Source organism: Pseudogracilibacillus auburnensis (assembly GCF_003201975.1).
GTDB classification, from domain to species: domain Bacteria; phylum Bacillota; class Bacilli; order Bacillales; family Amphibacillaceae; genus Pseudogracilibacillus; species Pseudogracilibacillus auburnensis.
The window spans coordinates 289350-303165 of record NZ_QJJQ01000004.1 but is presented as its reverse complement, the minus strand read 5'-3'; the positions used below and the strand labels follow the sequence as shown (position 1 = coordinate 303165).

Annotated in this window: 10 protein-coding genes and 14 tRNA genes; 4 read left to right on the top strand and 20 right to left on the bottom strand. The window is 36.5% G+C overall.

Annotated elements, in window-relative coordinates; all coding sequences use genetic code 11:
* Positions 1-152: 152 nt before the first annotated feature.
* From DFR56_RS08170 to DFR56_RS08095, 16 genes are all read right to left on the bottom strand, one after another.
* On the bottom strand, positions 153-1412 hold the full coding sequence (locus DFR56_RS08170) for an MDR family MFS transporter (RefSeq protein WP_110394934.1): 1260 nt from the start codon (positions 1410-1412) through the stop codon (positions 153-155).
* A 292-nt stretch (positions 1413-1704) separates the two neighbouring features.
* Positions 1705-1788: transfer RNA gene (locus tag DFR56_RS08165), tRNA-Leu, on the bottom strand.
* A gap of 15 nt (positions 1789-1803) precedes the next feature.
* Positions 1804-1877, bottom strand: a tRNA-Cys gene (locus tag DFR56_RS08160).
* Between the two features lie 8 nt (positions 1878-1885).
* A tRNA-Gly gene (locus tag DFR56_RS08155) sits at positions 1886-1957 on the bottom strand.
* Between the two features lie 9 nt (positions 1958-1966).
* Positions 1967-2038, bottom strand: a tRNA-Gln gene (locus tag DFR56_RS08150).
* Between the two features lie 13 nt (positions 2039-2051).
* A tRNA-His gene (locus tag DFR56_RS08145) sits at positions 2052-2127 on the bottom strand.
* A gap of 33 nt (positions 2128-2160) precedes the next feature.
* Positions 2161-2234, bottom strand: a tRNA-Trp gene (locus DFR56_RS08140).
* A gap of 10 nt (positions 2235-2244) precedes the next feature.
* Positions 2245-2329, bottom strand: a tRNA-Tyr gene (locus DFR56_RS08135).
* A gap of 36 nt (positions 2330-2365) precedes the next feature.
* Positions 2366-2438, bottom strand: a tRNA-Phe gene (locus DFR56_RS08130).
* 15 nt (positions 2439-2453) lie between these two features.
* Positions 2454-2530 (bottom strand) — tRNA-Asp (locus tag DFR56_RS08125).
* 171 nt (positions 2531-2701) lie between these two features.
* Positions 2702-2778 (bottom strand) — tRNA-Met (locus tag DFR56_RS08120).
* 140 nt (positions 2779-2918) lie between these two features.
* Positions 2919-2994, bottom strand: a tRNA-Val gene (locus DFR56_RS08115).
* A gap of 39 nt (positions 2995-3033) precedes the next feature.
* A tRNA-Glu gene (locus DFR56_RS08110) sits at positions 3034-3108 on the bottom strand.
* Between the two features lie 12 nt (positions 3109-3120).
* Positions 3121-3213: transfer RNA gene (locus DFR56_RS08105), tRNA-Ser, on the bottom strand.
* A 3-nt stretch (positions 3214-3216) separates the two neighbouring features.
* Positions 3217-3291: transfer RNA gene (locus DFR56_RS08100), tRNA-Asn, on the bottom strand.
* 444 nt (positions 3292-3735) lie between these two features.
* Complete coding sequence (locus DFR56_RS08095; RefSeq protein WP_110394933.1) at positions 3736-4647, bottom strand: chemotaxis protein; 912 nt, start codon at positions 4645-4647, stop codon at positions 3736-3738.
* 317 nt (positions 4648-4964) lie between these two features.
* Between DFR56_RS08095 and DFR56_RS08090 the strand changes: the two genes are divergently transcribed.
* A complete protein-coding gene (locus tag DFR56_RS08090; RefSeq protein WP_110394932.1) occupies positions 4965-5150 on the top strand; it encodes a hypothetical protein in 186 nt (61 codons plus the stop codon).
* 90 nt (positions 5151-5240) lie between these two features.
* On the opposite strand, the gene DFR56_RS08085 is transcribed toward DFR56_RS08090, so the two are convergent.
* The gene (locus tag DFR56_RS08085; protein WP_110394931.1) at positions 5241-7580 is read right to left on the bottom strand and encodes a glycoside hydrolase family 31 protein; all 2340 of its coding nucleotides are present in this window, start codon (positions 7578-7580) and stop codon (positions 5241-5243) included.
* Between the two features lie 182 nt (positions 7581-7762).
* Between DFR56_RS08085 and DFR56_RS08080 the strand changes: the two genes are divergently transcribed.
* On the top strand, positions 7763-7975 hold the full coding sequence (locus DFR56_RS08080) for a hypothetical protein (protein WP_110394930.1): 213 nt from the start codon (positions 7763-7765) through the stop codon (positions 7973-7975).
* Positions 7976-8615: 640 nt separating this feature from the next.
* Here the strand turns inward: DFR56_RS08080 and DFR56_RS08075 are convergent.
* Positions 8616-9089 (bottom strand): hypothetical protein, encoded by a 474-nt coding sequence (locus DFR56_RS08075; RefSeq protein ID WP_110394929.1) that lies wholly within the window; start codon positions 9087-9089, stop codon positions 8616-8618.
* Positions 9090-9604: 515 nt separating this feature from the next.
* Between DFR56_RS08075 and DFR56_RS08070 the strand changes: the two genes are divergently transcribed.
* Positions 9605-9895 carry a YciI family protein gene (locus DFR56_RS08070; protein WP_110394928.1) on the top strand — a complete coding sequence of 97 codons (291 nt, stop codon included), beginning with the start codon at positions 9605-9607 and terminating at the stop codon, positions 9893-9895.
* Positions 9896-10082: 187 nt separating this feature from the next.
* Here DFR56_RS08070 and DFR56_RS08065 read toward each other — a convergent pair whose 3' ends face one another.
* Positions 10083-11426 (bottom strand): cyclic 2,3-diphosphoglycerate synthase, encoded by a 1344-nt coding sequence (locus DFR56_RS08065; protein ID WP_110394927.1) that lies wholly within the window; start codon positions 11424-11426, stop codon positions 10083-10085.
* A gap of 262 nt (positions 11427-11688) precedes the next feature.
* On the opposite strand from DFR56_RS08065, the gene DFR56_RS08060 reads away from it, so the two are divergent.
* Positions 11689-12441, top strand: a complete 753-nt coding sequence (locus DFR56_RS08060) for a TIGR00266 family protein (protein WP_110394926.1) — start codon at positions 11689-11691, stop codon at positions 12439-12441.
* Between the two features lie 264 nt (positions 12442-12705).
* Here DFR56_RS08060 and DFR56_RS08055 read toward each other — a convergent pair whose 3' ends face one another.
* Positions 12706-13599 carry an aminoglycoside phosphotransferase family protein gene (locus DFR56_RS08055; protein ID WP_110394925.1) on the bottom strand — a complete coding sequence of 298 codons (894 nt, stop codon included), beginning with the start codon at positions 13597-13599 and terminating at the stop codon, positions 12706-12708.
* Positions 13600-13816: the final 217 nt, after the last annotated feature.

The following is a 13816-nucleotide window of genomic DNA, read 5'->3' as shown; positions in this document are numbered from 1 at the left end:
CTAGTGTAAGGAGTGCTCCATCAGGAATAACCATTTTATAGACACATGATACAATTGCTACTTAATTACTGTCGAAAAAATTGGCATTAATGTGTTAAAAAACGGACTTTCCTTATTAATCTTCTCTATCCAAGACCTAAAAAATTAGTCGTTTATCCCGTTTTTTTTTTTGCCCTATCGTTTTCTGGTAGCATCCTAAACATTAGTAAGTAGATAATTGCACTTATTAAAGCACATAACATAATGAAGCTAAAAATTAACATTGGCGGCAGTGATACGGAAAGAATAACTGTTAGTGGTGCTATAAACCTCCCTAAGGAATACTGTAAATCAGATGCTCCCATATATTGACCTCTAGCATTCTTTGGTGCATATTTGCTCACAAAGTTTTGTACTACAGGGCCATGGATGATCTCACCTATTGTAAGAATTACGATAATTCCAAATAATAACCAAGCACTTTTTGTCAATCCAACTAAGAACATGCCAAATCCGGATAGAAAAGCGGCAAGTATTAACGAATTTCTGTCGCTCCAACCCTCAAACATTTTGGTTACTGGAATTACACATAATACAAACAATAGTCCATTTAAGCCAATCATCCACCCAAATACTTCCTCACTACTGAGCGAAATTGACCATTCCCCTATTGAGAACAGCTCCTGGGCTGGGACAAAATTTCGTACATATACAGCTAAATAAAGATCCAATTGCATAATAGAAATTGTGATGAAGATACCCCCAAGAATATATAGGAAGAACACTCTATCTTTTAATATAACAAAATAGTTGATACATTGCTTTTTTATAACCAATAATAGTGTCTTACTTTGGTCATCCTCTTGATCTTTTACCGGCATTGTTTCTCGAATAATAAATAATATTGCTACAGAATAAAATAATGTAACTGTTGCACAAGCCCACAGCAATTCACTACGGTATTGAAAAAATAATACTGCACCTATAACTGGACCGAATATAGCTCCTAAATTATTTGCGGATGCAAAAGTGGCAAAAACACTACGTCTTTCTTCATCGGGAACAAGGTCAGCCACCATGGCAGAACTAGCAGGTCTATAAAATGATTTACCAAGACTAACTCCAATAAATGCTAGATAATCCAACCAAGGAGAAAAGGAAAGTGCAAACAAAGCAAAAAAAATAGCTTGCATAAACGAACCGATAAGCATTATCTTACGTCTTCCAAGTTGATCAGTTACATAGCCTCCAATCATTCCACCAAAAATACTAATAATTGAAGGTGCAGTCATCATGATACCTGCTTCAACCATTCCTATTACATCACTAAAATAAATTGTAAGAAACGGAAAGTACATCCAAAACAACATGTTAAACAGTGTTTCACCTATAAGCCTTATTTTCAAATTAATATCCCATGAAAGCCACTTCAATATCATTAACTCCCCTCGGCTGGTATTTTTAGCTGGGTACTCTTTACAAAAAAATAAATTACAAAGGAAACATTTAGAAACGTTCAATTATAAATGTATAATAAGAAACAGTTCTATTGAATTGTCTTATAATTGGTATATTGGTACTAGTAACTGAATTTAGGAAAGACCTCTTTTTGAGATGGGTATTCAGTACAAAATAAATAAAAAAACACTTATAATTGTTGTCATGTCAACATTTATAAGTGTTTACCTGTATTTTAATCTATGTCAAATTAAATATATCTCGATATACCAGTGGTCGGTCTCGAACCGACACTCCTGTGAAGGAACGGGATTTTGAGTCCCGCGCGTCTGCCAATTCCGCCACACTGGCAATAAATCTATTGATTGGAGGCGGCAACCGGATTTGAACCGGTGATAAAGGTTTTGCAGACCTCTGCCTTACCACTTGGCTATGCCGCCAAAACATAAGCGGAAGACGGGATTCGAACCCGCGACCCTCACCTTGGCAAGGTGATATTCTACCACTGAACTACTTCCGCACAAACAAGCTGGGCTACTAGGATTCGAACCTAGGAATGACGGGACCAAAACCCGTTGCCTTACCGCTTGGCTATAGCCCAATGAGATAATAAATGGGGCGACCGGAGGGATTTGAACCCTCGAGTGCCGGAGCCACAATCCGGTGCGTTAACCACTTCGCCACGACCGCCATAATCATTAGGTCAAACAAATTAAATTTTATTGGCAGGGGTAGTAGGAATCGAACCCACATCAAAGGTTTTGGAGACCTTCGTTTTACCATTAAACTATACCCCTAAAACGTTAATGGTGGAGGGGGGCAGATTCGAACTGCCGAACCCGATGGGAGCGGATTTACAGTCCGCCGCGTTTAGCCACTTCGCTACCCCTCCATTATATCAATAATAGATCTAATATTTCATTAAATGTGGCTCGAGACGGAATCGAACCGCCGACACAAGGATTTTCAGTCCTTTGCTCTACCGACTGAGCTATCGAGCCGTTATCAAATTATAGTGGCGATCCGGACGGGACTCGAACCCGCGACCTCCAGCGTGACAGGCTGGCATTCTAACCAACTGAACTACCGGACCATCCTGAAATCAAAGCTTTCCAATAATAAAATACCATTTATAGTTGGTATTCGTCAAATTTAAAAAATATACTTTATCCCAAACCAAAGTTAGCTCATTCGTGTCAACACATTTCATTATTGCATAAGGACAAGTGTTGGTTACGCTAAAATACACCTGATTAAATATTTTTGGTTGCGGGGGCAAGATTTGAACTTGCGACCTTTGGGTTATGAGCCCAACGAGCTGCCAGACTGCTCCACCCCGCGATATGAATTAATGATCAATTATTTATGCATGCTCTTCTTTTGATATTAATAATAAGGACGGCCTCGTCGTGTTTCCACTCCTCGCATGTAAAACATGCTCCACCCCGCGATATGAATTAATAATCAATATTTAAATTACATGGTGGAGGATGCAGGGCTCGAACCTGCGACCCCTTGCTTGTAAGGCAAGTGCTCTCCCAGCTGAGCTAATCCTCCATCTTACTACTAGTATATCATGGTCTTAAATTTTATAAATGGTGACCCGTACGGGATTCGAACCCGTGTTACCGCCGTGAAAGGGCGGTGTCTTAACCACTTGACCAACGGGCCAGTTTTTTATGCTGGCGGAGAGCAAGGGATTTGAACCCTTGAGACCGCGTTAACGGTCTACACGATTTCCAATCGTGCTCCTTCGACCAACTCGGACAGCTCTCCGATTGGCTCCACAGGTAGGATTCGAACCTACGACCGATCGGTTAACAGCCGATTGCTCTACCACTGAGCTACTGTGGAATAAAAAAAAATTAGTTAAATATTTTAAAAAGAGGTTTGAAACTTTAAAGCTCGTCATGCATTCGCATTCCTCGCAGACCTTTTCATGTTAACTGAAATAATAATCTCATTTTGTGCCGGTCTGCTCTACCACTGAGCTACTGTGGAATAAAATTAAATTAGTTATAATATTTTAAAAAGACGTTTGTAACTTTAAAGCTCGTCATGCATTCGCATTCCTCGCAGACCTTTTCAAGTTATATGTTTTTTTAAAAAAACTATGTACTTGCTACTTTAACTAAAAAGTTATCAGTGCTTTTTAGAACCACCAAATTTTAGCGACAATTTATATTATATCTGTTTCTAGAAATAATGCAAGCATATTTAATAAAAACTTTTAAAAAAGATTAAAAATCATATTTGCTCTTCAAAATTGCATCCCCCAATTAGGGAGATGCTTATCAATTATAATATTAAAGAATCAATTTTTTCAACTAAAGTAACTATTTCTGGTTTACTCACTTGTGCACTAGCGCCAACTGTTTCTCCTTTGTGGAACAAATCTTTTGTAATTAAAGATGAAAAAACAATGACAGGAATGTTTTTTAAACGAGAGGCCTTTTTAACCCGATCGGTTAAATGGTGCCCATCCATTTGTGGCATCTCAATGTCAGTAATAATTAAGTTCACTTCTTCTTGCGGTTCCAGGGATTGATCATTAGATAAATCTTCTAAATAATTCCATGCTTCTTTTCCATTTTCAAAAAACTGCAAATTTTCATAGCCTGCCTCTGTTAAAGTGTCTTTCAATAGATGGCGTAAAATAGCCGAGTCTTCTGCTACAATTATTTTTTTCGTCGTTCGAGTACGTGGACCTAATGTTTGTAAGCTTTCAACATTGACTCCCGCTCTTGGATCGATTTCAACAACTACTTTTTCAAAATCTAGTAAAATAGACATTTGATCCGCTAATTTAATAATACCAATCGCATGAGCTTGTTCACCGGCAGATAATTCAGAAGGTTTTTCAATTTGCTCCCATGAAATCCGATGAATTCGTGAAACATGATGCACACGAAACGCAATTTTTAACTGGTTTAGTTCAGCTATAATAAATTTATCTCGCTCAGGATTTGTTGATTCAGGTACTTCTAATACTTTTGCCAAATTTACAACTGGTAAAACCTCTTCACGTAAACGAATAATCCCCTCAACATTCGGGTGTGAGTTAGGAATAGTCGTGACTTCTACCGCATTTATGATCTCCCTTACCTTCAATACATTAATACCAAAAACACCTGAACCAATTTCAAACATAACTACTTCCAATTCGTTCGTACCACTTTCCAATAATATATCTGTTTGTGATGAGCTCATTATCTTATGCCCCCATTTGTCATCTTTATAATTAATATTAATCACTATACATTCATACTAAAGTACTAGCACTATTATATCAGAAATAGAAAGGAAGACCAATATAAAATATAAGGATTGATTTCGGTTAAGACATACCTTTTCACTAACAGGTTTCTTATCTTCGCTCCATTAGAACTTATTTCTTCATATGAAGTCTAACTCTCCTCATACTAAAGCATAATTTTACTATTCTCATGGAAAAATAAGCATCATATTATTTGTTAATCCTTAGTGTTAGTTTATCATTACTTGCTTCTTAATCAGGAGGTGTATGAATGCCAAGGAAAGGACGAAATAGTCATAGGAAAACGACTCCTCATTCGGATGGACTAAAAGAAGGGGTGCTTAATGATCCTACTGGAATACAGTATGGTATTGAAGTGGGCCATGATAAGGTGATTAATCCTGCAGACATTTCAAAAATGGTAAACGAGAAATCAGTACGAAATCAGAAAAAATAGCATTTAAAAAAGATGTCTTCTCAATAGAAGAAACATCTTTTTTAAATTTACCAAAAGTTAGATGTAGCCAATCAAGCTACACATTCCTTATTACACGATATTTATGCGGCTAGCTCCATTTATCTTCACCTTTTGGTTTCTAGCTAATCCAATAACATTTAATTTTATCTCCTTATATAAAGGATCATATTCCCCTTGCTCATTTACTACCGTTACTTCTACTCCATGTTCTGAACAAGTAACCTCTAATTCCAATTTTAAATAAGCTCCATTTTCATACGCAAAAGTTTCCCCATCATCATCATAAAAAATAAAACGATAAGATTCATTAAGCGCTCCTGCGAAGACATGCATACTCATATTTTCAGGTGACTTTTTCACATTGGACATCCACTCTGTTTGCATGATTGCAGTTCCTCTTTTCACAAAAATCGGCAACACATCAAGCTCAGCATGAATTAAATGCGTTTGTTCACCTGCATAGGTTTTGCCTGTTTCAATCTCTACCCATTCTCCTTTAGGCATGTAAACTGCACGGTCTGTAACAGAAGGCGCTAAAATTGGTGCAATCATTACATTGTCCCCGATCATAAATTGATCATTTAAATTGTATGTCTTCTTATCGTTGGGAAACTCAAGTAATAGTGGACGCATGACAGGTAATCCTTTTGTACTTGCCTCATGAAATAGTGAATATATTTGCGGCATCCAAATATAACGCATTTGAATATATTTTCTCATTATTTCTTCATGTTTCCCACCGAATTGCCATGGTTCTTGATATACAGTACCAATTGCAGAGTGATTACGAAAATATGGTGTAAATGCACCAACTTGTGTCCATCTCACAATTAGCTCTCCGTTCGTATCATGCGCAAAACCACCTACATCTGGGCCAGTAAATGGAATACCTGATAATCCGAGGTTCATCACCATCGGTAAAGACATTTGCAAATGTTCCCAAAAGCTGCGATTATCTCCAGTCCAAACAGCCGCATATCTTTGTACACCTGCAAAGCCAGCCCTCGTTAGTAAAAAAGGTCGCTTTCCATTAAGTTGCTCTTTTAATCCTTCATATGTCGCCTTCCCCATTAAAAATCCGTACACATTATGAAGCTCGCGATGAGTTGTCTGCTCTCCATCATTTCGATGCATGACAGTAACATCCATCGTTTTCGTCTCATTAAATACAGCTGGTTCATTCATATCATTCCAAATTCCTTCTATACCTATATCTGTGTAAAATGTATGTTGTTCTCCCCACCATTTACGCACTTTCTGATCAGTGAAATCAGGAAATGCACTCGTTCCAGGCCATACGTCGCCATAAAAAATTTCACCTTCAATATATTTACAGAACAGATCTTTCAAAACACCCTCTCGATATGTTTTGTATTCCACATCTTTCTTTACGCCAGGATCAACAATAGGCACAACGCGGATACCCATATCATGCAGCTCTTTTATTAATTGTTCTGGATTTGGAAATTTATCATGATCAAATGTAAACACACGATATCCGTCCATATAATGAATGTCTAAATGAATAACATCAAGAGGAATATCTTTTTCAATAAATGTAGTTGCCAGTTGACGAACTTCCTTCTCCGTTTCATAACTATAACGGGATTGATGATATCCGATTGCCCATTTCGGTGGAAGAGGCATTTTCCCTGTCAGATATGTATATTGTTCAATAACCGCTTTCGGCTCAGGTCCCGCCAAAATATAATAATCAAGCTGCCCACCTTCAGCTGAAAAAGTATAGTAGCTGTCTGATTTTTTTAAATCAAAAACTGTTCTAAATGTATTATCAAAAAAGACCCCGTGTGCCTTCCCTTGACGTAAAGTCATAAAATAAGGAATTGATTCATATAATGGATCTGTTTCTGGGTTGTGCGGTGCATACACATCCGTATTCCACATTTCATATCGCTCACCACGTTTATTTAAATGCCCTGTTTTTTCTCCAAACCCGTAAAAATGGTCATCTTTATCCATCTCTTTCCACACAGCAACTTCTCCATTTTCACGGAAAGCCATTCCGCGCGCTCCTTCAACTAAGAGGTTTCGTCCCCTCCTATCTGTTACCTTTAGACGGAACGGCGCTTTTTGTACATGAAGTTTTATTCTGTTCGTTTTTAACATGATCGTATCATTTATTATTTGTTCTTTAATCAATAGTTGTTCAGGATTTGCCACGACCACTTTTGACTTATCAAGTTGTGGTTCCCCCTTTGGGTTCATCACAATTCTAACTATTGAATTTGTATAAAAAAGAATGGCTACTTGAGCATTTTCACATATAAAAAGAAAACCATTGCCGGTCCTCTTATATTGTTTGACTTTTCCAACATCTTGATAGATTAGTGCCTTTTGGTTCTGCTTTTCTTTTCCTGGATGAATTGCAAAACTAGTATCTTGAAGCATTCTAAAACCTCCTGTATTTGACAAGAAAACGTTTGCACAACTTATTGAAGTTCATTATACCGTTTTTAAATACAATTACAATGGGTTTTAAATTTTTTTTGAATACCATTTAACAATATTTCTTTAAAAAGCAAAATCAATAGTGCAAACGATTGTACTAGTGAGATAGTATAAGGGTATCGGTGATTTCGTTCGATTATAATTATTGTTGCTCGGCGAATGAATTTATTCGACAAGCATTTGAATATTTGGCTCAGATTGTACACGACCTTGACGTTGCCATTAAACAAAGTGAGGTAGATGAAACAGTTCGGACCGCTTTTATGAACGAAGACAATTGTCTAACACGGGAAGAGTTATCAAAGATGAATAGGAAAGAAAACGGTGTAATATAGAAGAAGCGGGAAAAACAAAATGGCTTTTTCGATTAGATACTAAAAATAATGTTTTGCACACTCTTTCACCCTTTGTAGCGACGTACAATTGGTGTCTTTTATTTTTTCACAGATAATTGGAAAAAGAAACGATCTTATGAATGTTATATACCTTTAAGAGCAGTTCTTATGATCGATTACAACCTTTTTTACAAAATAGATAGGAAAAATTGTCGAATCATTACCCGGGAAATGACATAAAAATGAAAGGGTCCATTCATGATGCTGTTGTTTGGAAGTTGTCGAGAGAAAAGGTATATGGGATGACAAAGCAATAGACGATCATTTTTGTAGGAAATTAGAAAAGTTTTATGGATGTCTTATATTTTTAGAAAGAGAAGAGATTATTTCAAAAATAGGTAAGTAAGTTTTAAAGCAGGTTTTTTATACTTACAATATGCAATTAAGACGAGTTCTCATATATGATATTTCGCTTTCCATTTGGTGCAAAAACTGCAAATTGTCGGAGATCATCATCAAACATTATAATTGGGAAGATATCAAGTAAAAAAGTAACCATCCTTTCAACCCAAAACAAGGATGATTACCTTATTAGAATATGGGATTAAAAGTATAAGAAAAGGATAAAGAGGAATATTTTTTATTTATCTCTTCGTTTATTTATTTGCATATTATTTACATGCGTTTGATAAAATAATTTTTGGAGAACAGATTCATGGGTATCAGTTCGATCCTCAACATGCTTAAAGTAACTTCTACTTTCGGTTGCAAGGTTATCAATTTTTAATTCGAGTGTATCGAATCGCTCGTTAACACGTTGCTCAAAACTTCTAATACGTTGATCTACTGCATCAGAGCGTGTATCTACTCGATCAAAACGTTCATCTACTGACTCAAAACGTGTATCTACTTGATCAAAACGCTCATCTATCGACTCAAAACGAGTATCTACTTGGTCAAAACGTTCATCTACTGACTCAAAGCGTTGATTCATTTCGGTTGATAGACCATCTACTCTAGAAGTTAGAGTGTCTACTGTCGTGGATAAATTACTTACCTCATTTGTCAAAATTTTTATCATTTCAAACATAGCGTCTATTTTTTCTTCTACCATTATTTCACCTCCTTAAGTTACTATTCTACCATATACCAGAAGACAAAAGCACTAGATTCATTCCATTATCAATCTGTCAACTTCTATGTTGGATCGAATAATTCTTTTCTGTAATTCCTTTCCATCTTTAGTAGTTTAAAAAAGTCATCAAACCCTAAAATTACTTTCTTTGGTTCCCTTTTATGTATCTTTTTCGCTTCTTCCGTGTAGGGAATGATCACACCAAATTCTTTATCTGTAATATTTCCAACATCATCAATAACGATGATTTGTATCGTTGGTCAATTCAATTACATTGAAACTCGTTTTCCACTTCTACAGTTAGTAGATTATCCTGTAAATTTCTAACCTTAATCATCCTTCAATTGTTCCAAAAGAAGCCCATAGTTCTTCCGCATTCAATTTATTTTCACCCTCCTATTTTTATTTAGTGTACTATGAATATAATGACTAAGAAAGGTAAAAAAGTTCGTATTTTAAGAGGAGCAATATCACTAAAAAGGAGGAGTTTTCTTATGAAAGCTGTTATTATTTATTCACGTGGAGAGGCATGGCTAGAAGGGAAGCCTCATTGGGAACAACAATTAGTCCCACATCGCCAATATTTAGTCGATACATTACAAGATAAACTTGTTTCTGCTGGACCATTTATGGATCATACAGGTGGTTTAGTCATTATTGATGTTGAAAATATCGAAGAAGCGGTCAAAGTGGCAAAAAATGATCCAGCAGTAGTTGATAAGAAATTTGATTTTGCAGTGCATCCTTGGGAACCATTGGAAGGTCTTTTTGTAAAGAAAAAATAGGTTGTATAGATTCCGAATTGCCGATCAAACTAAAGTCGATAGCGATCACCATCAATAATCGACGGCAAGTATGTAAACATGTACTTTGATGTCCAACAAGACTATTGGTAATGTACAAATTTAACATTCCTTATGCTAACTCATAAAGAAAGCAGCATAATCACGAAGATCTATGCCGCTTTATTATTTACTTTTTTAATTGATGTTCTTGAATGAAATCATGTAAAATTTCTGTTAAGTTCGGACTGCCAACCTCATCTAAATCATAATGTACCCGAGTGCACGGTTTATTAATGTCGATAATTCTTGATAAATCAATAGGAGTTCCGATGATAACTGCATCACATTCCGTTTTATTGATTGTTTCTTCTAAATCTTTTAATTGTTGTTTTCCATAGCCCATCGCTGGAAGGACATTTTCGATATGAGTATATTTTTCAAATGTGTCTGTCAATGTTCCGACTGCAAATGGACGTGGATCAACAATTTCTGCCGCTCCAAAACGATCAGCCGCAACTGTTCCAGCCCCCATTTTCATTTCGCCGTGCGTTAATGTAGGACCATCTTCAACGATCAATACTTTTTTACCTTTAATAATTTCAGGATTGTCAATCGTAATAGTTGATTCAGCTTTAATGATTGTACTATCTGGACTTACATTTTTAATATTGTTTTCAACAGTTTGCACCGCATCTGTTGATGCACTATCCACTTTATTAATAATATTTACGTCTGATGATCTTAAGTTCACTTCACCAGGATAATATTTCAATTCATGTCCGGGGCGATGTGGATCTAAAACTGTTACTGCAAGATCTGGTTTATAGAATGGAAAATCATTATTTCCACCATCCCAAAGAATTACATCACAACCATCAGGATCATTTTCCGCAGCGCGAATAATATCCTCATAGTCTACACCTGCATAAACAATATTTCCTCTTTCGACATGTGGTTCATATTCTTCCATTTCTTCAATTGTACACTGATGTTTCTTTAAATCTTCCACAGTCGCAAAACGTTGAACCCGCTGTGCAGCTAAATCCCCGTATGGCATTGGATGTCTAATCGCAATTACTTTCAAGTCTTGTTCTAGTAACACTTCAATAATTTTACGTGATGTTTGGCTTTTTCCAGTTCCAGTACGAACCGCACAAACAGAAATGACTGGCTTATTACTTTTAAGCATCGTTTGTTTTGGTCCTAGGAGTGTGAAATTAGCACCAGCGGCATTCACGATCGCACTAACCCCCATTACTTCTTCATAGTGAACATCACTATAAGCAAAGACACATTCATCTACATGAAGTTCTTTAATAAGAGTTGATAATTCATCTTGTGCATATATTGGAATCCCTTCAGGATATAATTCACCAGCAAGTTCATTTGGGTATTTTCGTCCATCTATATCAGGTATTTGAGCGGCTGTAAAAGCTACAACATTATACTCCTCTTTGTTACGGTAATACGTATTAAAATTATGAAAATCTCTTCCTGCAGCACCAATAATGATTATCTTTTTTCTTTCCACAGCAATCTCTCCTACCTTTTTTCAATTCGATAGTATTTATTATACATAATAATGTATAAAAATACAATGAGAAAATGTCCATTACTAAAATATTTTATGCACAACTAATGTATTGGAATGAAACGCTAGCATATTACAAGTTAATTTTTGTGTATAATTGGATTTTTATCCTGTATCAGTCCGCCCCTCCTATAATGGAATCGAAGGACTATACTTTCACTGTATTTTATCAAAAAAAACTATATAATTATATGGTGATGATATGCAATTTGTTGAGATTGAACTTGATCCACAAGAAACCGTTATTGCAGAAGCAGGTAGTCTTATGATGATGGACGAAGAAATCCGGATGGAAACGATTTTTGGCGATGGTTCTTCCAAACAAAATGGACTCATGGACAAGCTTCTCGGTGCTGGTAAACGAGTACTTACAGGTGAAAGTTTATTCATGACAACATTTACAAACGAAGGTATTGGAAAAAAACATGTATCGTTTGCCTCACCGTATCCTGGAAAAATCATTCCTGTCGATTTGAGCAAGATGGACGGAAAACTTATTTGTCAAAAAGACGCGTTTCTTGCTGCAGCAAAAGGTGTATCTGTCGGTATCGAATTCCAACGAAAGATTGGGACAGGATTTTTTGGGGGTGAAGGATTTATTATGCAAAAGCTCCAAGGCGATGGCATGACCTTTATCCATGCGGGTGGAACAATTCATAAAAAAGAACTTGCTGCTGGTGATGCATTACGTGTTGATACAGGTTGTCTAGTTGCCATGACAGGTAGTGTTGACTATGATATTCAGTTTGTCGGCGGTATTAAAACAGCACTATTTGGTGGAGAAGGACTATTTTTCGCCACATTGCGTGGTCCCGGAACCGTATGGATTCAATCACTTCCTTTTAGCAGACTTGCAAGCCGAGTATTTGCGGCGGCTCCTCAAAAAGGTGGATCAAAAGACGAAGGAAGTATCGCTAAAGGATTGTTTGATCTATTAGGTGGGGATCGGAAGTAAGGATAAAAAGATTATTTATTGTTTAAACAATAGAGCTTTCGAAATAAACTGTTCAAGTACCATGTATCGACTCCTTCTGAAGAAAGAGTCGTTTTTTCGCTTTCTTCAACATCTATCCTATCGAAAACGAACCACATGGTAAATGACTTGAATTCGCTACTTGTTCACCTCTGTAAACGATCTAAAACATATCTCTTCTTCCCGAAGTAGAAAGTGAAACTTAATCATCCGAAACCTCCAAAGAGTTTCAATAATTTATACAACCTATGAATCAGAATACCACTTTGGAACTATCCGCTCAAAATGGTCATGATCCCGTACAACATCCATGGAGTAGGTCAGCATTTTTTCATATATTCCCATCCTCTTCCCCCATACAAGCGCAGAAACTATGTGAATGGCACTATATAACAGATACAATTCCCAAAAAGAATCCCCCAAGCTTGAATCAGAATGATAGCCATCGACGATGCCTCTTGTAAAAGGAACACTAATCCGGCTGGAGAAAAAACCCAATTTATGTAAATCATGAATTGGATCTCCCCAATCCATACGCTGGAAATCGATAATCCCGGCAAATTTTTGACGATGAATCAATAGATTAGCCGGATGAAAATCATCATGTTGGAACGTATTCGGTCGACCTTTCATTAGCATTTCATTTTCTCTAATGCATGATGTAAGCATCTTTTTAAGACTTTTTTCGACATTTATAAGTTCTAATTCCTCTAAATACTTTTCCGTTTTTTGCTTCTTATGTTCATACCATGGAGGAGTATCCTCTGGCGCGATAAGTTCATGTAATTTTTTCAATTCATTCCCCGCCGTAAAACCGGCTTTATATTGCGCTCCTTCGGTCAACTCCTTTAGCGAAGTTTCCCCATCCTCCCCAGGAAAATAAGTGAGTATCATGTAAGATTGTTCCATATTGGATAATGTACCAAAATCAATTGCTTCAGGCACATAGTCGGAAAACCTGTTCAATTTTTGGATGATATGGAATTCTTCTTGCCGACATGATTTATTTTCACTTGAGAAAACTCTGATCAAATATTTGTCGTCGATAACATATTTTTGATCATTTGAAAATCCCTTGTTAATCTTGGTAATACTTGAAACACTTTTAAGCATTGGTATGTTTTCTTTTAAATAATTCATACTATCCCCCTAACAAATGACGTATTGGCGGGCTTACCTGGACACCATGGACATTAATAACCGTTATTCCAGAGATGGTTCGGAATTGAGCGCGAGATCCGTTTCCACGCATACATGCTACTTTGAAATGAACCTAGTTTCCCGCCCCTTGAACCTCCTTCTCATTCATTTCATTTTTCCTAAATTTGTCTAGGAAAGCTGGTCCTTCTAATAGATT

Excerpts from the sequence above, each read along its gene's own strand:
- DFR56_RS08095 (WP_110394933.1), bottom strand. The coding sequence starts at position 4,647 with ATGAGCTCATCACAAACAGATATATTATTGGAAAGTGGTACGAACGAA.
- DFR56_RS08090 (WP_110394932.1), top strand. The coding sequence starts at position 4,965 with ATGCCAAGGAAAGGACGAAATAGTCATAGGAAAACGACTCCTCATTCG.
- DFR56_RS08085 (WP_110394931.1), bottom strand. The coding sequence starts at position 7,580 with ATGCTTCAAGATACTAGTTTTGCAATTCATCCAGGAAAAGAAAAGCAG.
- DFR56_RS08075 (WP_110394929.1), bottom strand. The coding sequence starts at position 9,089 with ATGGTAGAAGAAAAAATAGACGCTATGTTTGAAATGATAAAAATTTTG.
- DFR56_RS08070 (WP_110394928.1), top strand. The coding sequence starts at position 9,605 with ATGAAAGCTGTTATTATTTATTCACGTGGAGAGGCATGGCTAGAAGGG.
- DFR56_RS08060 (WP_110394926.1), top strand. The coding sequence starts at position 11,689 with ATGCAATTTGTTGAGATTGAACTTGATCCACAAGAAACCGTTATTGCA.
- DFR56_RS08055 (WP_110394925.1), bottom strand. The coding sequence starts at position 13,599 with ATGAATTATTTAAAAGAAAACATACCAATGCTTAAAAGTGTTTCAAGT.